20 protein-coding genes, 2 tRNA genes and 1 pseudogene are annotated in these 22,705 nt (G+C 47.1%); 8 read left to right on the plus strand and 15 right to left on the minus strand.

All coding sequences use genetic code 11. The annotated features are described in order from the left end of the window. The first annotated feature begins 73 nt into the window (after positions 1-73). From secG to truB, 8 genes and pseudogenes are all read left to right on the plus strand, one after another. Positions 74-409 (plus strand): preprotein translocase subunit SecG, encoded by a 336-nt coding sequence (gene secG, locus BLO31_RS00565; RefSeq protein WP_070962352.1) that lies wholly within the window; start codon positions 74-76, stop codon positions 407-409. Positions 410-425: 16 nt separating this feature from the next. Further along, positions 426-509: transfer RNA gene (locus BLO31_RS00570), tRNA-Leu, on the plus strand. Positions 510-565: 56 nt separating this feature from the next. Then, positions 566-642, plus strand: a tRNA-Met gene (locus tag BLO31_RS00575). A gap of 210 nt (positions 643-852) precedes the next feature. Beyond that, positions 853-1,308, plus strand: a complete 456-nt coding sequence (gene rimP / locus BLO31_RS00580) for a ribosome maturation factor RimP (protein WP_070962354.1) — start codon at positions 853-855, stop codon at positions 1,306-1,308. 19 nt (positions 1,309-1,327) lie between these two features. Then, complete coding sequence (gene nusA, locus BLO31_RS00585; RefSeq protein ID WP_070962356.1) at positions 1,328-2,815, plus strand: transcription termination factor NusA; 1,488 nt, start codon at positions 1,328-1,330, stop codon at positions 2,813-2,815. Positions 2,816-2,836: 21 nt separating this feature from the next. After that, positions 2,837-5,524, plus strand: a complete 2,688-nt coding sequence (infB, locus tag BLO31_RS00590; RefSeq protein ID WP_070962358.1) for a translation initiation factor IF-2 — start codon at positions 2,837-2,839, stop codon at positions 5,522-5,524. A gap of 109 nt (positions 5,525-5,633) precedes the next feature. Further along, a complete protein-coding gene (gene rbfA, locus BLO31_RS00595; RefSeq protein ID WP_070962360.1) occupies positions 5,634-6,029 on the plus strand; it encodes a 30S ribosome-binding factor RbfA in 396 nt (131 codons plus the stop codon). After that, positions 6,029-6,962 (plus strand): annotated as a pseudogene (truB, locus tag BLO31_RS00600) (tRNA pseudouridine(55) synthase TruB). Before rbfA ends, truB begins: the two are co-directional and overlap by 1 nt. Before the next feature lie 42 nt (positions 6,963-7,004). Here the strand turns inward: truB and BLO31_RS00605 are convergent. The 15 genes from BLO31_RS00605 to dctP form a co-directional block, all read right to left on the minus strand. Beyond that, a complete protein-coding gene (locus BLO31_RS00605; RefSeq protein WP_070962362.1) occupies positions 7,005-7,430 on the minus strand; it encodes a DUF1499 domain-containing protein in 426 nt (141 codons plus the stop codon). 109 nt (positions 7,431-7,539) lie between these two features. After that, positions 7,540-9,297: a diflavin oxidoreductase gene (locus tag BLO31_RS00610; protein WP_070962364.1), complete on the minus strand. Its 1,758-nt coding sequence runs from the start codon at positions 9,295-9,297 to the stop codon at positions 7,540-7,542. Positions 9,298-9,329: 32 nt separating this feature from the next. Continuing rightward, entirely contained in the window at positions 9,330-12,944 is a 3,615-nt protein-coding gene (locus BLO31_RS24755; protein WP_342668952.1) for a glutamate synthase-related protein, read from the minus strand. After that, positions 12,884-14,767, minus strand: a complete 1,884-nt coding sequence (locus tag BLO31_RS24760; protein ID WP_217495089.1) for a glutamate synthase central domain-containing protein — start codon at positions 14,765-14,767, stop codon at positions 12,884-12,886. The genes BLO31_RS24755 and BLO31_RS24760 overlap by 61 nt, the downstream gene beginning before the upstream one ends. Before the next feature lie 447 nt (positions 14,768-15,214). Then, entirely contained in the window at positions 15,215-15,847 is a 633-nt protein-coding gene (gene otnC / locus BLO31_RS00620; protein ID WP_281182194.1) for a 3-oxo-tetronate 4-phosphate decarboxylase, read from the minus strand. Further along, complete coding sequence (gene otnK / locus BLO31_RS00625; RefSeq protein WP_070962366.1) at positions 15,848-17,092, minus strand: 3-oxo-tetronate kinase; 1,245 nt, start codon at positions 17,090-17,092, stop codon at positions 15,848-15,850. Positions 17,093-17,105: 13 nt separating this feature from the next. Next, on the minus strand, positions 17,106-17,441 hold the full coding sequence (locus BLO31_RS22915; RefSeq protein ID WP_084659569.1) for an FCD domain-containing protein: 336 nt from the start codon (positions 17,439-17,441) through the stop codon (positions 17,106-17,108). Beyond that, complete coding sequence (locus BLO31_RS22920; protein WP_175443149.1) at positions 17,378-17,815, minus strand: GntR family transcriptional regulator; 438 nt, start codon at positions 17,813-17,815, stop codon at positions 17,378-17,380. The genes BLO31_RS22915 and BLO31_RS22920 overlap by 64 nt, the downstream gene beginning before the upstream one ends. Positions 17,816-17,898: 83 nt before the next feature. Beyond that, positions 17,899-18,981, minus strand: coding sequence for an isocitrate/isopropylmalate dehydrogenase family protein (locus tag BLO31_RS00635; RefSeq protein ID WP_070962368.1), 1,083 nt, complete (start codon positions 18,979-18,981; stop codon positions 17,899-17,901). Between the two features lie 13 nt (positions 18,982-18,994). Then, complete coding sequence (locus BLO31_RS00640; RefSeq protein WP_070962369.1) at positions 18,995-19,282, minus strand: putative quinol monooxygenase; 288 nt, start codon at positions 19,280-19,282, stop codon at positions 18,995-18,997. Positions 19,283-19,286: 4 nt separating this feature from the next. Then, positions 19,287-19,409, minus strand: a complete 123-nt coding sequence (locus BLO31_RS24765; protein WP_281182195.1) for a hypothetical protein — start codon at positions 19,407-19,409, stop codon at positions 19,287-19,289. A 9-nt stretch (positions 19,410-19,418) separates the two neighbouring features. After that, complete coding sequence (locus BLO31_RS24770) at positions 19,419-20,090, minus strand: TRAP transporter large permease subunit (RefSeq protein WP_217495090.1); 672 nt, start codon at positions 20,088-20,090, stop codon at positions 19,419-19,421. A gap of 29 nt (positions 20,091-20,119) precedes the next feature. Further along, positions 20,120-20,731 (minus strand): TRAP transporter large permease subunit, encoded by a 612-nt coding sequence (locus tag BLO31_RS24775; protein WP_217495091.1) that lies wholly within the window; start codon positions 20,729-20,731, stop codon positions 20,120-20,122. After that, positions 20,728-21,234 carry a TRAP transporter small permease subunit gene (locus tag BLO31_RS00650; RefSeq protein WP_070962371.1) on the minus strand — a complete coding sequence of 169 codons (507 nt, stop codon included), beginning with the start codon at positions 21,232-21,234 and terminating at the stop codon, positions 20,728-20,730. The genes BLO31_RS24775 and BLO31_RS00650 overlap by 4 nt, the downstream gene beginning before the upstream one ends. Before the next feature lie 81 nt (positions 21,235-21,315). Next, on the minus strand, positions 21,316-22,350 hold the full coding sequence (gene dctP / locus BLO31_RS00655; RefSeq protein ID WP_070962373.1) for a TRAP transporter substrate-binding protein DctP: 1,035 nt from the start codon (positions 22,348-22,350) through the stop codon (positions 21,316-21,318). Between the last annotated feature and the right edge of the window lie 355 nt (positions 22,351-22,705).

Raw genomic sequence — 22,705 nt, forward strand, 5'->3', positions numbered from 1 at the left:
GGCGCTGGCCTTGTTCAGAAAATTAATTTCTTGAACGGCGCTGGCTCAACAATTTGGAACATAGGTGGAAATAATGTTTACAGTTCTACTTGTGATTTACCTGTTGGCAGCGGTTGGTGTAATCGGCCTAGTGCTGATTCAACAAGGTAAAGGCGCAGATATGGGAGCCTCATTCGGTGCAGGCGCATCAAACACAGTGTTTGGCGCAGGCGGCTCAGGGAATTTCCTAACTCGAATGACTGCAATTTTTGCAACAGTATTTTTTGTCATTAGCTTAGTGTTAGGCAATATGTCTACACACAAAACTGAATCCCAGTGGATTGACCCAACTCAAGGCCAAGTGATTCAACAAGCTGATGATGCGACGAGTGAAATTCCAGCACCTTTAGGTGAAGAAATTCCTCAATAAGCAAAAGCTTATCGTTGCCGAGATGGTGAAATTGGTAGACACGCTAGCATGAGGTGCTAGTGCCTTTGGTGTGAGGGTTCGAGTCCCTCTCTCGGCACCATTGATTTACAAACTTGTAAAACACCTTGTAGGGCGTATAATTGCTCACAAGTCGGACGCGGGGTGGAGCAGCTTGGTAGCTCGTCGGGCTCATAACCCGAAGGTCGTCGGTTCAAATCCGGCCCCCGCAACCAATCTTTCGAACTGTCGAATAGATGTGGACAAGTTTGCGCAATGCTTGCATTGCGGGTCAGAAGTAAGCCTTCTGATTATCAGGGTCCAGCAACAAAAAACCCCGACTTTCGGGGTTTTTTGTTATTTGAATTTTTGAAATCGAAAATTCAAATCTTGCTTGGAATTGAAAATGGGCTCTGAGCCCTTTTTTTGTTTCTGGAGTGGTTTAAATGACTGGTTTAGAAAGACAACTTACTGAAATGCTTGACGCGCCCGTAGCGGCGTCAGGGTATGAGTTAGTTGGATTAGAATTTATCCGTGCTGGCGAGCACTCAACTTTAAGAATCTACATCGACCATGAAAATGGCATCAATGTAGACGATTGTGCTGAGGTAAGTCATCAAGTAAGTGCTGTATTGGATGTCGAAGATCCGATTTCAGTGGCTTATAACCTTGAAGTGTCTTCACCAGGCTTGGAAAGACCGCTTTTTAAAGCAGCACATTACGAGCAATTTATTGGTCACGAGGTGAGCGTCGTTCTGAAAATGGCCGTGGGCAACCGTCGTAAGTGGAAAGGAGAAATCCACTCAGTTGATGGTGAAACCATATTGCTGACCGTTGATGGTCAACAAGAAGAGTTTGCCCTAAGCAATATTGCGAAAGCGAACCTGATCCCTAAATTTTAAGTCTTAGAGGCTATAAACAATGAGTAAAGAAATTTTAGCGGTAGCAGAAGCGGTATCTAATGAGAAAGGGGTACCTCGTGAGCGTATTTTTGAAGCCCTAGAGATTGCACTGGCTACATCGACTAAGAAAAAACACGAAATTGAGATCGACGTACGCGTTGAAATTGACCGTCGCACTGGTGAGTTTGATACGTACCGCCGTTGGTTGGTGGTTGAAGAAGTTGAGTTCCCAACAAAAGAGATCTCACTTGAAGCGGCGCGCTACGAAGACGACAGCATGGAACTTGGCGATTTCGTAGAAGATGAAATTGAGTCAGTGACCTTTGACCGCATCACTACTCAAACAGCTAAGCAAGTTATCGTACAGAAAGTACGTGAAGCTGAGCGTGCACAAATTGTTGAACAGTTCATCGATAATGAAGGTGAGCTAGTGACGGGTGTGGTTAAGAAAGTTAACCGCGAAACCATCATTCTAGACCTAGGTAACAACGCAGAGTCTGTTATTCTTCGCGATGATCAACTACCTCGTGAAAACTTCCGTCCGGGCGACCGTGTACGTGGTCTTCTATACAAGGTTGCTCCAGAAGCTCGTGGCTTCCAGCTATTTGTTACTCGCTCTAAGCCAGAAATGCTGGCTGAACTATTCCGAGTAGAAGTGCCAGAAATTGCTGAAGAGATCATCGAGCTGAAAGGCGCTGCTCGCGATCCAGGTTCTCGTGCGAAAATCGCAGTGAAAACTAACGACCGTCGCATTGACCCAGTTGGTGCTTGTGTGGGTATGCGTGGCGCACGTGTACAAGCGGTTTCTGGTGAACTGGGCGGCGAGCGTATCGACATCGTACTTTGGGACGATAACCCAGCTCAATTTGTTATCAATGCAATGGCACCAGCCGATGTTGCATCAATCATCGTAGATGAAGATGCTCACGCAATGGACATCGCCGTTGAAGCAGACAACCTAGCACAAGCGATTGGCCGTAACGGTCAAAACATCCGTCTTGCTTCTCAGCTAACTGGCTGGGAACTGAACGTGATGACAGTAGAAGAACTGCAGAAAAAACACGAAGAAGAGTCATTGGCTTCTATCGAGAACTTTATGAAGTACCTCGATATCGAGCAGGACTTCGCTGAGTTATTGGTAGAAGAAGGCTTCTCTACTCTAGAAGAAGTCGCTTATGTACCAGTAAATGAGCTTCTAGAAGTAGAAGGTCTGGATGAAGACCTAGTAGAAGAGTTGCGCAACCGTGCAAAAGAAGCACTGACAACTCTTGCTCTAGCGCAAGAAGAGTCGTTTGAAGGCCTAGAGCCAGCAGAGGATCTGCTAGCACTGGAAGGTCTAGAGCGCGAAATGGCATTCAAACTGGCAGCGAAAGGTGTAGCGACACTGGAAGATCTAGCTGACCAAGGTATTGATGATTTAGAAGGTATCGAAGACCTAACAGAAGAGCGCGCAGGTGAACTTATCATGGCGGCTCGTAATATCTGTTGGTTTGGCGAAGAAGCATAATTTCAGCAAGGGAGAAAGCGGATGACACAAATTACTGTTAAAGCACTGAGTGACGAAATAGGTACACCAGTAGACCGCTTGGTAGAGCAACTTGCTGATGCTGGAATGAGCAAGACAAGCTCAGATATGATTTCTGAAGACGAGAAGCAAAAGCTGCTTACTCACCTTAAGAAAGAACACGGCGACAGCACTGGTGAAGCATCGCCAACACGTCTGACACTCCAGCGTAAAACCCGCAGCACTCTAAGTGTGAGTGCTGGTGGTGGCAAAAGTAAGAATGTTCAGGTTGAAGTGCGTAAAAAGCGTACCTACGTAAAACGCAGCACAATCGAAGATGAAGCGAAGCGCGAAGCTGAAGAAGCGGCACAAAGAGAAGCCGAAGAAGCAGCGAAACGCGAAGCGGAAGAAAAAGCAAAACGCGAAGCTGAAGAAAAAGCGAAACGTGATGCTGAAGCAAAAGCGAAGCGCGAGGCTGAAGCAAAAGCCAAGCGCGAAGCGGAAGAGAAAGCGAAGCGCGAAGCAGAGAAACCTGCCGAGCAAACCGCTGAAGAGAAGTTACAGCAAGAAGCAGCGCGAAAAGAGGCCGAGGAGCTTAAACGTCGTCAGGAAGAGGAAGCGAGACGTAAGGCTGAAGAAGAAAGTCAGCGTCAGTTAGAACAAGCTCGCGAGATGGCCGAAAAAAATAAAGAGCGTTGGTCTGCGGAAGAAGAGAAAAAAGGTGAGATGGAAAATACAGATTACCATGTAACGACTTCACACTATGCACGTGAAGCCGAAGACGAAGCAGATCGTCGTGAAGAAGGTGGTGGCCGTCGTCGTAAGAAGAAAGCTTCTAAAACTAACGACGAAGCACGCAGTCCTCGCAAAGGCAATAGAGGTCGTAAAGGCAAACTAGCTAAACCTGCAAAACCTGCTTCAATGCAGCACGGCTTTGATAAGTCAGCACAGGTTGCTAAGTCTGACGTTGTTATTGGCGAGACGGTTGTTGTTTCTGAGCTAGCACAGAAGATGTCTGTGAAGGCGACTGAAGTAATTAAAGTTATGATGAAGATGGGTGCTATGGCAACCATCAACCAAGTGATTGATCAAGAAACAGCACAGTTAGTGGCTGAAGAAATGGGTCACAAAGTTGTTCTACGCAAAGAGAACGAGTTGGAAGAAGCTGTACTGTCTGATCGCGATAGCGATGCAGAAGCCGTACCGCGCGCGCCAGTTGTTACTATCATGGGTCACGTTGACCACGGTAAAACATCGACGCTTGACTACATCCGCCGTACTCACGTTGCCTCTGGTGAAGCGGGTGGTATTACCCAGCACATCGGTGCATACCACGTAGAAACTGACAACGGTATGATCACTTTCCTAGATACTCCGGGACACGCGGCGTTTACCGCAATGCGTGCACGTGGTGCTCAGGCTACGGATATCGTTGTACTTGTAGTTGCAGCAGACGATGGTGTTATGCCACAGACAATCGAAGCGATTCAGCACGCAAAAGCGGCAGAAGTACCTTTGATTATTGCAGTCAACAAGATCGATAAAGAAGACGCGAACCCAGACAACGTTAAGAACGAGCTGGCACAGTACGACGTTATTCCTGAAGAGTGGGGCGGTGAGAACATCTTCGTTCACATCTCTGCAAAACAGGGAACTAACATCGATGGTCTTCTAGAGTCTATTCTTCTACAAGCCGAAGTACTTGAACTTTCTGCGGTTGCAGAAGGCATGGCATCGGGTGTGGTTGTTGAGTCGTTCCTTGATAAAGGTCGCGGTCCTGTTGCTACTGTACTGGTTCAGTCTGGTACGCTACGCAAAGGTGACATCGTACTATGTGGTCAAGAATACGGCCGTGTACGTGCAATGCGCGATGAAGTAGGTAAAGAGGTGACTGAAGCTGGTCCTTCTATCCCTGTAGAGATCTTGGGTCTTTCAGGTGTACCTTCATCAGGTGACGAAGCGACAGTAGTACGCGATGAGCGTAAAGCTCGTGAAGTGGCTAACTACCGTCAAGGTAAGTTCCGCGAAGTGAAACTGGCTCGTCAGCAGAAAGCGAAGCTAGAGAATATGTTCTCTAACATGGCTGCTGGTGATGTTGCTGAGTTGAACGTAGTACTTAAAGCTGACGTACAAGGTTCTGTAGAAGCAATCTCTGACTCTCTACTGAAACTGTCTACTGACGAAGTGAAAGTAAACATCGTTGGTTCTGGTGTTGGTGGTATTACCGAGACTGATGCAGTACTTGCAGAAGCATCTAACGCTATCATCCTTGGCTTTAACGTTCGTGCTGACGCATCAGCTCGTCGTGCGATTGAAGCTGCAAGCGTTGACTTGCGTTACTACTCAATCATCTACCAGTTGATTGATGAAGTGAAACAGGCGATGGGCGGTATGCTTGCTCCTGAATTCAAGCAAGAGATCATCGGTCTTGCAGAAGTACGTGACGTATTTAAGTCACCAAAACTTGGCGCAATCGCTGGTTGTATGGTGACAGAAGGTCTTATCAAGCGTAACAACCCAATCCGCGTACTGCGCGAGAACGTGGTTATCTACGAAGGTGAGCTAGAGTCACTACGTCGCTTTAAAGACGATGTTCAAGAAGTTAAGAGCGGTTACGAATGTGGTATCGGCGTTAAGAACTACAACGACGTTCGCGTTGGTGACCAAATCGAAGTCTTCGAAACAGTGGAAATCAAACGTACACTGGACTAATTGACTAAAATTACATTTCAGTTTCTAAATTGAGTGTAATTGGTTGTTAAATACGCCATGGGGGGCTGGTTTAAACCATCCCCCCATTCTTTCTATTAAGAGAAAAATTATGTCAAAAGAATTTAGCCGCACGCAGCGAGTGGCGCAGCAGTTGCAAAAAGAACTCGCTATGATCCTACAAAGAGAAGTTCGCGATTCTCGTCTTGGAATGGTCACCATTTCCGATGTGGAAGTATCTCGCGACCTAGCTTATGCAAAAGTATTTGTGACTTTCCTTTGCGTGGGTGAGCAAACACCAGAATCTTGTCTCTCAGCTTTGCGCGAGCACGAGGCGCATATTCGAATGATGTTAGGCAAGCGTATCCGCTTGCGCCTAACTCCTGAAATCCGCTTCCAATACGACAATACGCTGGTCGAAGGTATGCGCATGTCTAACCTTGTGAGCGAAGTGCGCAGTGAAGACAAGCGCAAGCAGAGTGAGGCAGGCCGAGAGGACGAAGAGTAATGGCTCGTCGTCGCAAAGGCCGCGCTGTCCACGGTGTTGTACTGCTGGATAAGCCAACGGGAATTTCATCTAACGATGCTCTGCAAAAAGTAAAGCGTATCTATTTTGCTGATAAAGCGGGTCATACTGGAGCGCTTGATCCACTAGCAACGGGCATGTTGCCTATCTGTCTGGGTGAAGCGACCAAGTTTTCTCAGTTTTTACTAGATTCCGACAAACGCTATCGTGTGATTGCCAAGCTGGGTGAACGCACCGATACCTCGGACTCTGATGCGACGTGGTAGAAACTCGCCCTGTAAATGTTGAACAAGATCAGCTTGAAGCGTGTATTGATAAGTTTCGCGGCACAACAGATCAGATCCCATCGATGTTTTCTGCATTGAAGTATCAAGTCGACCACTTTACGAGTACGCTCGCGAAGGCATTGAAGTGCCGAGAGAGTCTCGAAAGATCACGGTATACGAAATCGTTCTACATCGCTTTGAAGGCGATGAAGTGGAAATGGAAGTGCACTGTTCGAAAGGCACCTACATTCGCACTATTGTTGATGATCTGGGTGAAATGCTGGGCTGTGGTGCCCATGTCACTATGTTGCGTCGTACGGGAGTGGCAAACTACCCTTACGAGCGAATGGTGACTCTAGAGCAACTAGAGGCGCTTCTAGAGCAAGCACATCGCGAAGAGAAGGCGCCAAAGGATCTACTGGATACTTTGTTACTGCCAATGGACACCGCGGTTGAGAACTTACCTGAGGTGAACTTAGTACCAGAGCTTGCAGACTTGGTTCAACATGGCCAACCGGTACAAGTATTTGGTGCACCTGTCGATGGTCAGGTTCGCTTGACCATGGGTGAAGAGAAGATTTTTATCGGCGTTGGTGAAATGAACGACGATGGAAAAATCGCACCCAAGCGATTAGTGGTCTTTCGCTAATACCAATAGGTAACAAAACCGGAGCTTGTTGCTCCGGTTATTCTATTTCAGTAGTCCAGTATCTTTCAGTATTTCTCTTAGCTTTTCCGCACGCTTTCTATTTACGCCAAAATCGGAGTAACCCACTCTAGATTCGGAGCGAACAATTAACTGCTCACCTTCAATTTTCAGCTCAAGGTCATCGACAAATCGCATAATCTTGCTTGTGCATTCGATGTGTAAATACTGATCTTTTTCACTGGCGAGTTTTGCGCCGGATAGCTGGAGTGCAGCCGTTTTAACCTGTTCAATCGTCACCCCTTGTTTTAAAGAGTAAGGGGCGAGGGTGTGCTTATCTCTATTGTCCTGAGTAGAGACGCAGTTGGGCTTATCGCCACATGGCGCATTGCTGCGATCAGACATATCAGTGACTCCTTGACTACATGCAGTAAGCCCTAATATCAGAAGGGCGAGAGTGATTTTTTTCATCGTTGTTGAGCATCTTGGTGTTTGGTAACTTTTATTATATGAAAGGCAAAGAAAAAGGATCCAACTAATGGATCCTTTTTGTGCTAATGCTCTAAATAGTCTAGTGCGATTAGTAAACGTCTCGTACGTAGCGCTTCTGTTTCTTCATTTGGTTAACGTACTCTTTGGCGTCGTCTTCAGACATTTTGCCATGCGTCTCGATGACATCGTGCAAGGCTTTATCTACGTCCTTTGCCATATAGTAAGCGTCGCCACAAACAAAGAAGTATCCACCGCGCTCTAGCCATGCAAACAGCTCTTCGCCGTTTTCACGCATCTTGTCTTGTACGTAGATCTTCTCTTCCTGATCCCTTGAGAAAGCGAGGTCTAGCTTGGTAAGAACCCCTTTTTCTTGCAGTGCTTCTATTTCATCTCGATAGATAAAGTCAGTTGCGCTGTTTCGGTCACCGAAGATAAGCCAGTTGTCACCCGGTGAAGCTTGCACTTCACGCTCTTCAAGGAAGGCTCTAAATGGCGCAATACCCGTACCCGGACCAACCATGATCATAGGTGCTTTATCGTCTTCTGGTACCGCAAAGCTCTTGTTGGGAGCAAAGTAAACAGGAACCTTCTCACCGGTTTCAACGATGTCGGCCAACCAAGTAGAGCAAGTACCGTTGTAGGAGCGCTCACCATTTTTGTATCTCACACTACCAATGGTGAGGTGTACTTCATCGTTGTGCTTGTTCAAGCTAGATGAAATTGAGTAGGCACGTGGTGCGATTGGTTTAAGCAGCGATAGTACCTCTGCGAGAGACAGAGTGACATTTGGGTAACCGCGCAGGAGGTCTAGCGTGTCTTTACCCCATAGATAGTCATTCAGCGCAGAGTTGTCTTCATTGGCGATCATCTCCAGCAGTTTGTGGTCGCTTGCACTTTCCGCCAGTGCTTTAACAAACTCTTTTGACGGTGTACGAATGTCCAAGAAGCGAGTGAAAATCTCTCTTAGGCTGTGGTTTTCACCATTCCACGATGGTTTCTCCTCACCGCTAAACTTGAGGTGTTCAAGAAACGCATCAACTAAGTCTGGCTGGTTTTGAGGAATAACGTTAAGCGCGTCCCCCGCTTTATAGAATTCACCAGAACCCTCTAGTGAGAACTCGTAATGAACAATTTCTTTACTGGAACCTTTTTGGTTAAGTACACGTTTTTCCTTCAACGTCGCTTGCAGCGGGTTCTTACGACCGAACTTAGATTTCTTCTTTGGCGCACTCGCACCATCGGCAACGGCTTCTCCATCATCGCCTTTGTCCGCAATACCCGGAAGTGTTGCTATCATCCACTCTTCCGCTGGCTGTTCAAAGTCAATGTCGCAGTCGACGCGAGAGGTCACACGAGTTGCCCCTAGCTCTTCGAGTCGCTCATCCCAAAGCTTACCCGCCAGACAGAACTCATCGTAGCTCGTGTCGCCTAGTGCAAGGATTGAGTAGAAGGTGCCATCCAATTTCGGAGCGTTATCACTCTTCATGGTTTGCCATAGATTCTCGGCATTGTCTGGCATTTCACCTTCGCCATAAGTACTCGTCACAATGAGAATGCGCGAGGACTTAACAAAGATTTGTGCATCGACATCATCCATATCGTGGACGGTCGCTGTTAAGCCGTACTCTTTGGCTTTTTCGGCGGTTTCGTAAGCAACGCTTTCCGCGTTACCTGTTTGTGTTCCATATAAGATGGTCAGGCCTTTAACCTGAGGCTTAGTTTCCGCGTGTACTACGGACTCTTCTTTTACCAATAAACGCGAGTGCAGACCTGAAAAGAAGCCCGCTAACCAGGTTTTCTGGTCGTCGTTAAACGGTAAGTCTTGTGGCAAATGAGGTACTTTCATAGTTCATCTTGTCCTTAAATCTTCGCCTTTCCCTAGGCAGCTGTTTGGGCTTCTTGTTCGTTGCGCTTCTCTTGTTCGATATCCGCGCGAATCACATCTGCAAATGTGTGGCAGTAAATGGTTGCCATTCTCTGATTCACGGGCTCGATATCAACCAGTTGTTTAGCGATCTCCTGTTCACGGGCAATGATCCAAACTGAGGTGCCACGAGAATGAGTATCCCAAACATCACGTCTTGCTAGAGAAGTTTTGTAATCCTGAACTCGCTTGTGAGCAAGTAGGACTGATAGCTCTTCGTCTTTATAGTTTGAAATAGCTTCTTTGACGTCTTTTAAGATGACATCGAGTAGTTTCTTCTCTCTAAACTCAAACATTTGCTTAACCAAGGCATCCTGACCTTTGGCAAGCTCGTGAGCGCGATGTAACACACCACTTTGCGTGAGTAAGTCGCAAATAAGAGGGGTATCCATTTCGCCGTACTGAGGGCTTAATCCACCGGAAAGTGGTAAGCCATCTCGATACGCGAAATGCACATTTTCTATCAGTCGGTTTGCTTCACCTTGAATCAGCTCCTCAAGCATCTTCTTGCGATTGTGGGTAGCAAGAATACTCTCAGGGTGCTGGCTTTGAGTCAGCGCTAATGGAAGTACCAGTGTGAACAGGGTTCTGTTTGTTGGCCAATCGGCGAGGATCTCAGCGGCTTTGGCAGAGCCAGTAAAGCGCACATGCTGTTCTAAGTGCCACTTAAGTGCCTCTTCATAACCGGGGTTGTGTTCGATAAGTGGCAGAGTCAGTACGGAATCTTTACTACAACTTGCACTAAAACTACCGTCTAAGTCGTACTGGTAAGCCACACCACCGGACATACCATTACCAAAGCCTTTACCGTAACCGCCAAGGTTGATAACTGAACCATTGGTCATGTATTCACAGCAGAAATCACCCACACCTTCTACCACGGCTACAGCGCCGGAGTTTCGAACGGCGAAACGGTCACCGGCTTCACCTTCGACAAAAGTCTGTCCGCCCGTAGCACCGAATAAGGCAAAGTTGCCAATCAGTACATTGGAACCTTCCGACAGTGCTTTGGCATTCGGAGAGCGAACAACAATATGACCTCCACTAGAGCCTTTACCCACACCGTCGTTACAGGTGCCCGTGTGTTCCATTAACAAGCCACTGTTGTTAAAGGCTGCGTAACTTTGACCCGCGCTACCATTAGTTTTTACCACAATAGACTCGCCGTCGAGATAACGTCGGCCATTTGCCGCGGTGTAAACGGACGGGTGCGATTTTGCAACGCCTTTGTAGTTCAAACTGCGTTCGATATCGATAGATAACTGGCCGCCAGTAGATTTATTGCGGTTGTTTAACTTGCCACCATCAAGAACGATGTTCTTCTGTTCAGACTCAAAATAGTCCGCCATAAGCGCTTCGATCAATTTGTCGTCTGGAGTGAAATCCGCTTCCAAGTAGACGGGTTTGGCAATTTTCACTTCTTCAACTTGGGCGAGCAAGCCCGTCACATTTAAGCGACCAACGATACTGTGGTGATTCGCTAGATGAAGTAGCTCTGTTCGGCCGCGAATGTCTTTTAGTGACGGGTACCCAAGCTTTGCTAGGATCTCGCGAACTTCGTGAGCGACGTTAAGGAAATACTGAGATAGCGCTCTAGGATCGCCTTGGTATAGTTCTGGGTTAGTGGTTAGGCCCGCAGGACATTTGACGTTACAGTTCTTCGCCATAACGCATTTCAGCATCATGAGTGCTGTAGTACCAAACTCAAACGAGTCGCCACCCATGATGGCAGATTTGATGACATCGATTCCGGTTTGGTGAGCGTTAGAACAGCGCAGTGTGACTTTTTCACGCAATCCGTTTTCACTTAGTGCTTGATGCACCTCGGCGATACCGATTTCTGCGGCTCGTCCGGTGTTTTTCAAACTGGTTACTGCTGCAGCACCTGTACCACCAGTGTTGCCGGCGACGTTAATCACATCGGCTCCTGCTTTCGCAACACCAACGGCGATAGTACCTATACCTTCTGATGACACCAGCTTTACAATCACTTTTACACGTGCCGCTTTGGCGTCGTGTATCAACTGCCCCAAGTCTTCAATGGAGTAGGTGTCGTGATGAGGAGGGGGGCTCACCAGTTCAACGCCCGGAGTACCACCACGAGCCGCGGCAATTTCAACGGTGACTTTAGGTGATGGCAACTGACCACCTTCACCGGGTTTTGCACCTTGTGCGATCTTTATTTCGATCTCTTGCAACTGCGGATCGGCGAGATAACCAACCCACACGCCAAATCGACCCGATGCAAATTGTTTGATTTTGCTCGACTTAATGGAGTTAAAACGAGTGGAGTGTTCGCCACCCTCACCAGAGTTACTCATGGCGCCTGCGATATTTGTTCCCTGAGCTACCGCCATATGCGCATTTGAGTTAAGAGCACCGTGACTCATGGCACCAGACGCAAATGTTGGCGTGATAAGATGAGCGGGTTCTACCTGCTCTATGTCGATAGGGCGCGCCGCTGCTTTAACTCGGCGCAGGAAGTTCGCCAGTACAGGTTTGGCATCTAGGTTGAGCACATCTCCTTGTTGGGAAACGGCATTCACCTTTTCTTTCCAAGTCGTTTCAATCGCGATACGCAGAGAACTCAACACCTCAGAGTTGTCGAGTTTAAGCTCGAATAAGTCTTGATACTCAGTACTTTCTGTTACCGATAGACCAGCCCAAACATAGTCGACATTACCTTGGAAGTGGAAGCGATCAAGCAGCGCTGAGAATGCATCTGCTGAAGCCGCTGCACCAAAGTCGAGTGGCAGTAACAAGATGTCGCGTAGCGCCGCTGGGCGTGATTCACGCTCTTCGTAAAGGTTTGCGGTAAATGCGCGGTACGAAGGTGTAATACCAAAGCTATCGATCTGCTCGTTGGTAAGCTTCTCATAGCCGCGCTGTTTGTATTCTATGTCTCGCTCAGTAACAACTGCCGCTTCTAATGCTTGTTCCGCTCGATCGTCTTCGATGTACTTCACTGGCTCTTGAGTCATATTGATGTACTCTCGAACCGCAGTGTTACCGAAGCTGTGTCCAGCCCCGTCTTGACGCTCTTTAAATAGACCAAGTAATGGGATCTGGTTTTCTTCGTTGATGGCTAGGGCTTTAAAGTGCCACTTGGCTGAGTTCCACGCCAAATCCTCAAACTGAGCGCCCCCTACGGGAGAGCTGATGTTCGGGAAGTAGTCTTTTAAACACTCCGAATCGGTATCGAGGAAGTTAGATTCAAAGAACTCACCACCGATGTAACTTTCAGCCGTACAAAGACCAAATTTACCCATGGTCTTCATCAAAGATTTTTCACACGCTTTCTGGAAGTTGTTCAATCCAGACTCAACATCTTGGTTATTCGACAGTGTTTTGGCGCGATGGAAGACCGAAAGCGGACACACTGCTGAAGCGCCAAAACCAAGCAGACAAGCGATGTCGTGCGAACTCGCGGCTTGACCCGTTTGGTAGACGATACTGGTGTTAAATCTCAGGCCTTTTTTGATCAGTCTTTGGTTGACTGCGGTGGCGACTAGTACAGCGGGAAGCGCTGCTTTGTCTTTACCAATCTGCTTGTCACTGAGGACGATAATACCGGATGTTTTTCCGCCGCAGCTTCTACTTGATCACACAATGATTGAATGGCATCGGAAACGCGCTTGGCATTATCTTCACGACTGTTCAATGTCGGAGAGTAGAGGGCATCAAAGACTTCTACATGGATTCTGTCTTGGGCAAAAATTTGCTCTAGTTCTTGCGGCTGCAAAATTGGAGAACGCAGTACAAGTTGAACCGTGTCTTGGTCGCTAAAGTTTGGTTTTGCACCTAATGCGACTCGCAGAGTCATACCATCTGATTCACGCATGGAATCGAGAGGCGGGTTCGTCACCTGAGCAAAACGTTGAGAGAAGTACTTAGACATGCCGCCTTCTTCGTCGGTCAGCACGTTTGGCGCTAGGCCAAAGCCCATTGCAGTGATCTTTTCTGCACCGCTCTCTAACATTGGGTCTAGGAAAAATTTAAAACTCTCTTGGTTGAGAGAGTAAGCCACATGGCGGCTGTAAGAACTAAAGGCATCGTTTGCAGTAACTGCATCGATGGAGACAGGTTCTAAATCGTTGAGTGTGATACGTGCCTTATCAAGCAGTGCTTGATAGTTGCGCTCTTTGGCGAGCATTTCCAATACTTCGTTGGTTTCGTAGCTCTTACCTGTTCCATGGTCGAAGTAGATCATACCGCCAGCCTGAATACGGCCTAGGCGAATGACATCTTCTGCTGGAAAATCAATCTGACCAGCTTCACTCATTACTGCTAAGTAGCGTTCTGTTTCTACGCTGCGCAGTGGTCGAAGACCCAAACGGTCGAGTCTTGCACCAACTTTTTGTCCGTCAGAGAAAATCAGAGCGGCAGGGCCGTCGTTTTTCTCTTCTGATAGGCTGAAGTATTCCAGCATAGCGCGAACTTCGGACGAGAGGTTTTTATCGTTTTCCCACGCTGGTGGCATCATTGCCAACACCGCGGTCACGATATCCATATCATCTTCGACTACACGTCTGGCTAACGTTTGGTCTAAACGCGCAGAGTCGGATTGTCCTTTCGGAAAGATCACCTTTTTGTGTTGCTGACGCGCAATCGCATCTTCGCTAAGGCGGTTTTTCTTATCCGTGTTTAACTCACCATTGTGTGCCATACGGCGGAACGGCTGCGCCATCATTGTAGCTGGAGCGGTGTTGGTGGAAAAACGGGTGTGGAAAAACAAGGTAGTGATCTGGTGCTCTTTATGAGTCAAATCGCCAAAGTAAGGCACCACTTCCCAAGAGTTCAGTCGCCCTTTGTACACTTGGGTACGAGAGCTCATCGAAAGTGGATAAAAGCCGTGCAGTTCGTCTTGAGTAAAGCCTACGGACTCTAACTCGCCAAGCGCTAAGTTAATATCTTGTTCAAATCGCTCTTCATTGCGACCCGTTTGCTGATTGATAAATACAACTTGTTGGATGACCTGTTGAACTTTCGCAGAAGCGTCATTGACCGCGTCGGTATGAACCGGTACTTCTCGCCACAGTTTGATAGCGAGACCAAACTGGCCAAGAGTATCTTCAATAAGTTGCTTGGTTCGGTCGAACTGAGTCGTATCGAACGGGAAAAAGAAGTTTGCAACGCCAAAGTTGCCCTTCTCTAATGAAGAGTCTTTAAGTAAATAACGATAGAAGTTAACCGAAAGGTCGATGTTGACACCGGCACCATCACCGATTCCTTCTGCGTTCATTCCCCCGCGGTGAGGGATTGTACATAAAGCTTGATGAGCTATAGAAAGCAGTTCATGAGTTTGCTCGCCTGTTTTATCGGTGACGAAACCCACCCCACAGCTCGAGTGCTCATGCTCGCGATCATACAGCGAGCGATATTCCTGATTCATTCGATCATTCCCTTGATTGCTTGCAGTGTACTACTGCGGCTTCCTTCGGCATTTATGTCTGTACTCTTGGGGTTTCACAGAGAAAATACCCGAGTATCTGTGCCGAAGCCTTCCGTTTTATCTGAACGAGTCCGTTTCGTTCTAAGCAAATAGAACCAATAATTATCACGCTCAGATGCGTATAGCAAGCGTTTGTGTGACTTAGATCTCGCCTGTTCGGCGGTAAATTAGATTCAAATCAATGAATGTTATCTCATTTATGGTAAAGAGAAGTTTTTGTGCTTTTTGGTAATGATAATTATTAGCAGATAGAGAAATGTATTGTTAAATGTGCTTGAGGTCAAGAGTGAAAATTTATTTAGTTTTATGCTTTTGATGGAAATAAGGGGATCGAGCTGCAAAAATCTTAACTATCGGCACAAGGAAAGTGACTTGTGCCGTAGAGAGTTAATCGCCTGTTTTAAGCTCTGAGACTTCGTTTTTGCTTAGGTACCGAGTATTAGCCGCTGGCAAAATAAAACTGAGTTTGGCGGTTTCTTCCAACTCCTCAAAATTGTAAATCGCTTCTTTAAAGCTATTTCCCATTACCGTAACCCCGTGATTGGCCATCAGGATGGCCTTGTGGTTGCCAGCGAGTCGACACAAGTGATCAGCAATGCTTGGGTGACCTGGCCTAAAATAAGGAATACTTGGTAATGCGCCAACGCGCATGACGTAGTAGGGAGTAAAAGCCTGTAGTGCGTTACTCTTATCTAAATTGGTTTGGCATGAAAGCGCAGTGAGATAGGTACTGTGCAAATGAACGATGCCTTGGTAACTGGGTTTGGTCTTATAAATGGCGCGATGAAAATCAACCTCTTTAGAAGGTTTATTGCCGTCTATCCACTCTCCGTCAAGTGTGACAAGAGAAAGTGTGCTCTCGGTAAGCTCCCCTAAGCACGCCCCTGTTGGTGTGGCTAAGATTAGGTTTTCATTTAGTTTTATGGAAAGGTTACCCGCTCCTCCGGTCGCATGTCCCCTTTGATACAAAGAGTATCCATAGTGCACCATCTCTTTGCGTTGCTGTTGATATTTATCCACCTAGCTTATCTCCTGCGCTTGCAGGAAAAAGGTCTCCTGCCCGAAGTTACCTGACTTAAGAGCAAGGTAGTAGTGGTGATCCAGTGTTCTAACCCACGGCACACCGGGTGCTATCTCTGCCCCTATCTCCATTGAATTGATCTCTAGAGCTTGAGTCACCGTGCCAGAGGTTTCTCCTCCCGCCGTGATAAACTGATTAAAACCTAGCTCCTTTAGCTCTTTTACTAAATCAGAAAACACATTCTCTACCGCCTCTGAAGCGACTTTTCCCCATTTTTTCTGAACATCTCGCAGTCGTTTAGAATCGACCGTGGCGTATACCATAGGGAAGTAGGTTTGACTGCTATTGGCCATAACCCATTCAATCACTTCTTTGGCGTAGAATGCATCTTTGATACATCGCTCAACATCTAACGCGTACGACGGGGCAAGTTTGGAGTAGTGGTTCACTTGTTGATTGGTCATCAGCGAACAAGAACCGCTTAATACGATGCCTTTGCCCGACTTAGGAGCAGTAAATATCTCGGTAGAGGCTTCAAGAGAAGCACTGAGGTGTTTGGCTATTGCACCAACAAGTCCGGATCCTCCAGTGGCTAATTTATCAATACTGGCAATTTCGCCCCATAGGTGGAGGTGATGCTCATCAAGTGCATCACATAGGATATATCGGTCAGTCGATTGCTTTACTTGCTCCATCTGTGCAGCTAGGGTCTGTTTGTCTGATAAAAACGGGTAACTCACACTGACCGCTGCTCCCTTGGATTGCGCTTCTGTAAGGCGGACAAGGTTGCAATCACGCATTGGCGTTAATGGGTGATTTTTCATACCGGATTCATTGAGTAGTTGGTCATAAACAAATAGGTGCCCTTGGTAAACTGTCCTGCCATTGATAGGCAAGGCAGGGCATAGCAAGGTGTGTTTGACATTTAGATACTCCATTAGCGCGTCAATAACAGGGCCTATGTTCCCTTGTTTGGTGCTATCGAAAGTGGAGCAGTATTTAAAGTAAATTCGCTGGCAACCGTTATCCAATAACCATCGACAAGCATTGATTGACTGCTCGATTGCAATTGACGTCTCACATGAGCGGGTTTTTAACCCTATGACGACGGCTTGGTGTTTGTCGTTGCCAAGTGGAGTATTAGGTACTTGGTTAAATTGCACGGTAGGCAATCCGTTTTTGACGATAAAACTAGCTGCGTCAGTCGCGCCAGTATAGTCGTCAGCGATGACCCCAATTTTCATGGTGCCCTCCTAATTATGTGGTTAGATACCGCTTTCCATAGGGTTGGGAAGCTTCTCTGTCTTTAGTTTCGATAAGGCCTGTAATCTTGTTGAGTAACTCAATCAGTTCAGAAGAGGAACGCTTTCTGTGGCTTGAGTGGATCTCAATAGCAGTGGGAAAATCTCCCTTTGCCAAAGCTTGGTAGGTCGCCGTATGTTCTTGAGTGGAAGCCTCTGGAATCGGGCGCGCATTAAGCGTCAGTAATCGTATCCGATGTGATTTATCCAAAAGTTTTTGGGTTAACTCTAATAGGGTTTGATTGCCCGACAATCTGAGTAAGGCGTGGTGAAACCCAGTATCGTGTTCCAACCATGCTTGCTTGTTATTGGTGGATAGAGCTTGTTTAGCCCTTTAACATGTCGCGCCATCTGATACCAAACTTCGCCTTGGCAATGTTGGGCCGTCAGTAAACTTAACGATTGAAGCTCTAAACCTGCGATCACTTCATAAATCTCTTGAAGCTCTTTGATCGAAATGGGACGGATGTAGATGCCTTTGCGCGGGATGATATCTACCAAGCCTTCTTCCACTAAGCGTATGCATGCCTCTCGAAGGGGAGTGCGAGAAACCTTAATCTGATCGGCGAGCTTCTGCTCTAAATAGTAGTGCCCGACGAGTAATTGGTTAGAGAGGACTCTGCTTCTTAGTTCCTCGTAAGCATAATTTGTGAGGTTCTTCTTCATACTTGGCCGTATCATTTTAAATTTAAAACCTGCCGTACTTTATGTCGAATAACTCCTTCGCACGGCGGGTTTATCTCTGTTATTTACACTAAGTATTTGGCGACGGCGTCAGTCACTTCGGCCAAGCCTGAATTACCCCCTAACTCATAAGGCAGTAAGCGCTCTTTGGCATAGGCCTGTTCTACAGCGCTTTCGAGTTTTGCCGCCGCAAGACTGAGAGCGTGTAATTGGTGCTTGTCGCCGAGGTAATCCAACATCATGGCTCCAGAGAGGATCATTGCCGTCGGGTTTGCTTTCCCCTGTCCCATAATGTCAGGTGCAGAGCCATGACAAGGTTGAAAGACAGCGTGGTTGTCACCGATTTCTGCAGAGGGCGCCATTCCCATGCCTCCCATTAGTCCAGCGGCGATATCGGAAAGAATATCGCCATACTGATTTTCCGTCGGCATGACATCAAAGACCCAAGGACGACGAACCATATCTAAGGCCGCAAAGTCGACATATTGATGGTTCGAGTTTACTTCACTAAATCGGCTGGCAACCTGATCAAACCACTCCCTCGCTCTATGCTGAGATGAGAGCACGTTGGCCTTGTCGATATGAGTCACCAAGTTGTGGCCACGACCTTGCTGAAACCGCTTCTGGGCAAGCTTGAAGCTGTAATCAAACAATTTCTGGCTGGTGGTTTTGGTTATTTTAAGTAGGTTGTGCGCAGATTCGTCGTCGTCGAGTTCATGACCCCGAGGAAAAGCAAATAATCCTTCAGTGGATTCTCGAACGATAACGAAATCAAGTTTTTTACTGCGCTCATCCACTAGAGGAAGAGGTAGACCGTCGAAGGTTTTACAAGGTCTTACACCAGCATATAAATTTAGGCCTTTGCGCAAATCGTGTTGCGGCCCAATCTCGGTGCCATCTGGGTAACGGATATCGGGACGACCCATGGCTGAGAGGTAAATAGCATCTGCGCTTGCTGCTTGTTGGTAGTGTTCTTTTGGGAAGGCGTCTCCGGTTTTCGCGTAGAACTCTGCACCTGCTGCGATAGTTTCAACATCTAGACGAACCTCAAACTGATGTGCTGCTTGTTTAACAAGTTCAACTGCTGGTGGGGTTACTTCTTTCCCTATACCGTCGCCCGGCATCACTGCAATGGTAAATGTGTTCATAAGCCTTTACTCCTCAGGCTTGATAGCTGTTTTTGAAACAGGTGACTTGCTTGTCCAACACCATGTTTTTGCTATCGGCGTTAAACTGAGCAAAGTGCTCTGTTGTAAGGTGATGGTCAAAGGCTTCTGCGTTTTGATAAATCTCGTAGAGAAAAAAATCATTGCTCTGTTTGCTCCAACTGACATCAAATTGCAGACACTGCGGTTCTTGTATCGATGCATCCGCATTGCGGCATAACAGAGATTTGAATTGCTCAAAAAACGTGGCTTTGACGTTAAACTGCACAATAACCGTATACATGTCCCTATATCCCTTGTGCATAGCTAAATAGAAACCAAAGCATGGTAGAAACCGCTATCGCACCTGCGATTTCAGGCCACCATCCCAATGAATAGTTTTCAGGTTCTTTTTGATTGTCGAGTTTCATAGTGACTCCTTATTTACCTAAATAGGGCAACCAAAGGGCGATCTGCGGAAAGAGCAGCACCAGTGTTAATCCGATAAGTTGAAGACCAATAAAAGGAAGCACAGCTAAAAAGATTTCTTGCAGGGTGACATCCTTAGGAGCCACGCTTTTTAGATAGAAACACGCAGGACCAAAAGGAGGAGAAAGCATGTAGATCTGAATGTTCATAGCGAACAAGATGCCAAACCAAATTGGGTCATAACCTAAGCTGCTAACCACAGGGGTAAACACGGGAACCGTGATAAACACTATGGCTATCCAGTCCATAAAGGTGCCTAAAACCATGACGATTGCCATCATAATCAAAATTACGACCAATGGATGAACGTCTAATCCGGTCAATAGGCCATTGAGAAAAGTGGTGCCACCAATAATGTTGTAGATACCCACTAAACTGACCGCTCCAACGATTAACCAGACGATAGACCCTGTTGTGACGGTTGTTGCCCAAAGCGCATCTCGTATATCTTGAACACTGAGCTCTTTTCTCACTATCGCGACCAAAATCGCACCGACACACCCAATTGCGGCAGATTCAGTGACCGTAGCGATACCGGAATAAATAGCGCCAAGCACACACCCAATTAGTAGGACAGGTAAGATCACCCCTTTTAAATAGACTAAGCGCTTGGCAAATGGCAATGCGGCTTCGGGAACGTCGTAAATCGGCCCTAAAGCAGGTTGAGGCGACAGCGAACAAGTACGTAGCTGACATAGAGAGAAGCCAACAGCAAACCGGGGCCAATACCAGCAGTAAAGAGGTCTTTTACAGAAACGCCTGCTTCTGCACCATAGACGATGAGTACCACACTAGGGGGAATTAAGGTGGCCAATGAACCAGAAGCAGCAATGGTACCAATCGAAAGTTTGCGATCGTAACCAAGGCGAAACATCTGCGGTAAAGCAATTAATCCGAGCAAAACGATTTCACCGCCAACCACACCACTCATCGCGGCAAGAACCACACTGACGGCAACGGTTTGCACCGCAATACCACCGCGCATCTGCCCACCGAGAATGGCCATGCTGTTGAACAAATCTCGCGCCACACCAGAGCGTTCGAGTATATTCGCCATAAAGACAAAGAAGGGGACTGCGATTAGGGTGTGTTTTTCAAAAACATGCACCACATTGCTTGAGATTAGGATGAGTCCATCGGGGCCAAAGTTGAGTAATGCCGTCCCTACTGAAACCATTAGCGTTGATGCACCAAGTGGTACACCGATCGCCATTAATAGAAACAGAGAACCAATTATCAGCAGTGTAATGATTTCGATGCTCATACTGAGTCCTCTTTAATGTCTTGAATCAAGGCGATGAAATTTGCGGCCAACTGCAAAAGGTATATAGCGCAGGCAAATAGCAACAAGACCTTTAGGTAACTTGGCAAAGGTGGATTAAATGCGCTCCCTGAGCGTTCTAGGTAATCAAAGCTATGTAGTGCTGGAGTCCATACGGACCACAAGAGACCGCCTACGGCAACTATACTCAATAGCAGCGCGACGCCTCTGAAAAGAGTCCATATTTTAGGGGGAAGCAAGAGCTCCAAAGCGGTAACGGTAATGTGTCTATGCTGTTGGGTAATGGCACCAACACTGATTAGCCAAGCTGAGCCACATAAAGCCATGATCACTTCTAAGTTCCATGTGGTAGGGGCATGGAAGAGGTAGCGGAGAACGACCTCTAAAACCGCAAGAATGATGGCGACGAAATAGAAAACACCACACATCTTGCCAGTAAACATACTAAGCCTGCCGGCCCAGTGAATAAATCCGGACTGGTTCATCACAAGTTTCCTTTAACCAGATGGGAGAAAGGGGGGCTCGCCCCCTGTGTTGTTTGGCGTTCTTGCCAGAAAGTCGTCGGATTAAAGTAGACCTTTTGACTTCATATATTGGTAGTGAGCGTCGAGAGCGACTCTGGCTTCAGGTGACCTTTCAGCCGTTTGCTCCCAAGCCTGTTTGGCGATGGTACGGAACTTGTCTCTTTCCTCTTGAGCCCAGTCGACAACCGTTATATCACTACCGGATTGGTCGCGTTGCACTAGCTTTTTGTCTTCTTCATCCAAAGCGTTGAGCAAGTCAGCATAGGCGTCGTAATACCAATCGGTGAGGATGGTTTTATCCTCATCGGAGAGCTTGTTCCACGTGCGTTGGCCCACCGTAAACTGGTGTACCGCCATAGAGTGGATACCCGGATAAATTGGGTACTTGGCAATTTGATGGAAGCCATTTCTGTCGTTGTTGACATAGGCTGAGGCATCAGCTGCATCGACGACACCTTTTTCAAGGGAGGTAAATACTTCTGAGAATGGGATGTTTACCGGACTTGCGCCAGCTAGGCTAAATACGGCGGCAGCTAAACCTTCAGGTGAACGGATTTTTACCCCTTTTAGTTCTTCCACCGTGCGAATAGGAACTTTGGCAACCAAGGCTTCTTTTGAAACAGAGCCACAACCGACGACGTGAATCGATTTCGGTTTTACCTTGTCCCAGACAGTTTGTAGGGCCTCGGCTCCTCCGCCATTGCGACAGAAGTCCTGTACCTGTTTTGGCGAGTCATAGCCACCGATCAGATCCCCCAAAATAGCGAAGGCTGGGCTTCGGCCACTAAAGTAAGCAATAGAGGTTAAGTCTCCCCCTAGGATACCAGCAGCAACCCCTTCGGGGGGCTCGTTTCTTGGCATGACTGATTTAATGGGCATTAGTTGAATAGACAAACGACCATTGGAGCGTTTTTCCAACTCGTCGACCCAATGATCTTTTAGATATTGAAAAGAAAAGCCGCCGGACTGAGTTGAGGTTTGAACTACCAACTTAGTGTTGGCACAGGTCGGGGCTGCAACACCCATAGCAGTCGCAAGTACAACTGAGAGTGATAGCAGGGTTTTCACGTTAGGCATGGTGTGGACTCCTTCCACTTTGTTATAGATATGTCATCAGCTTTTTTGTATGCCCGAGATAATGTTCAATGGTTATGGACCAATCAACGTATACGTTAAATTAAGGGTCAGTAATTAGAATCCAATTCCCGTATGTCATACTTAAGTGTGGGTATATCCCGCGAGATTATTGGAAGAAGAGATCAGAAAAAGGGAAGGCGAAAAACAACGTATACGTTGTTTGTGCGTAAACAAAAAAGACCAGCCGAAAGGCTGGTCAATATAAGGAAGGAATTTATTATTCCTATACTCAAGCGACATCTCTGCTACTTGAATATTTTACATATCCCGCAAGCATAGCGAGGCTTGCGGGGAT

It is taken from the genome of Vibrio sonorensis (assembly GCF_001854765.1).
Classification (GTDB): Bacteria; Pseudomonadota; Gammaproteobacteria; order Enterobacterales; family Vibrionaceae; genus Vibrio; species Vibrio sonorensis.

Bases quoted from the DNA above. Each gene is read 5' to 3' on its own strand.
- rbfA (WP_070962360.1), top strand. From the start codon at position 5,634: ATGTCAAAAGAATTTAGCCGCACGCAGCGAGTGGCGCAGCAGTTGCAA.
- BLO31_RS24760 (WP_217495089.1), bottom strand. From the start codon at position 14,767: ATGAATCAGGAATATCGCTCGCTGTATGATCGCGAGCATGAGCACTCG.
- infB (WP_070962358.1), top strand. From the start codon at position 2,837: ATGACACAAATTACTGTTAAAGCACTGAGTGACGAAATAGGTACACCA.
- dctP (WP_070962373.1), bottom strand. From the start codon at position 22,350: ATGCCTAACGTGAAAACCCTGCTATCACTCTCAGTTGTACTTGCGACT.
- BLO31_RS00610 (WP_070962364.1), bottom strand. From the start codon at position 9,297: ATGAAAGTACCTCATTTGCCACAAGACTTACCGTTTAACGACGACCAG.
- BLO31_RS00650 (WP_070962371.1), bottom strand. From the start codon at position 21,234: ATGAACCAGTCCGGATTTATTCACTGGGCCGGCAGGCTTAGTATGTTT.
- BLO31_RS22920 (WP_175443149.1), bottom strand. From the start codon at position 17,815: ATGAAGAAGAACCTCACAAATTATGCTTACGAGGAACTAAGAAGCAGA.
- BLO31_RS24775 (WP_217495091.1), bottom strand. From the start codon at position 20,731: ATGAGCATCGAAATCATTACACTGCTGATAATTGGTTCTCTGTTTCTA.
- rimP (WP_070962354.1), top strand. From the start codon at position 853: ATGACTGGTTTAGAAAGACAACTTACTGAAATGCTTGACGCGCCCGTA.
- secG (WP_070962352.1), top strand. From the start codon at position 74: ATGTTTACAGTTCTACTTGTGATTTACCTGTTGGCAGCGGTTGGTGTA.
- BLO31_RS00635 (WP_070962368.1), bottom strand. From the start codon at position 18,981: ATGAACACATTTACCATTGCAGTGATGCCGGGCGACGGTATAGGGAAA.
- otnK (WP_070962366.1), bottom strand. From the start codon at position 17,092: ATGAAAATTGGGGTCATCGCTGACGACTATACTGGCGCGACTGACGCA.
- BLO31_RS00640 (WP_070962369.1), bottom strand. From the start codon at position 19,282: ATGTATACGGTTATTGTGCAGTTTAACGTCAAAGCCACGTTTTTTGAG.
- nusA (WP_070962356.1), top strand. From the start codon at position 1,328: ATGAGTAAAGAAATTTTAGCGGTAGCAGAAGCGGTATCTAATGAGAAA.
- BLO31_RS24765 (WP_281182195.1), bottom strand. From the start codon at position 19,409: ATGAAACTCGACAATCAAAAAGAACCTGAAAACTATTCATTGGGATGG.
- BLO31_RS00605 (WP_070962362.1), bottom strand. From the start codon at position 7,430: ATGAAAAAAATCACTCTCGCCCTTCTGATATTAGGGCTTACTGCATGT.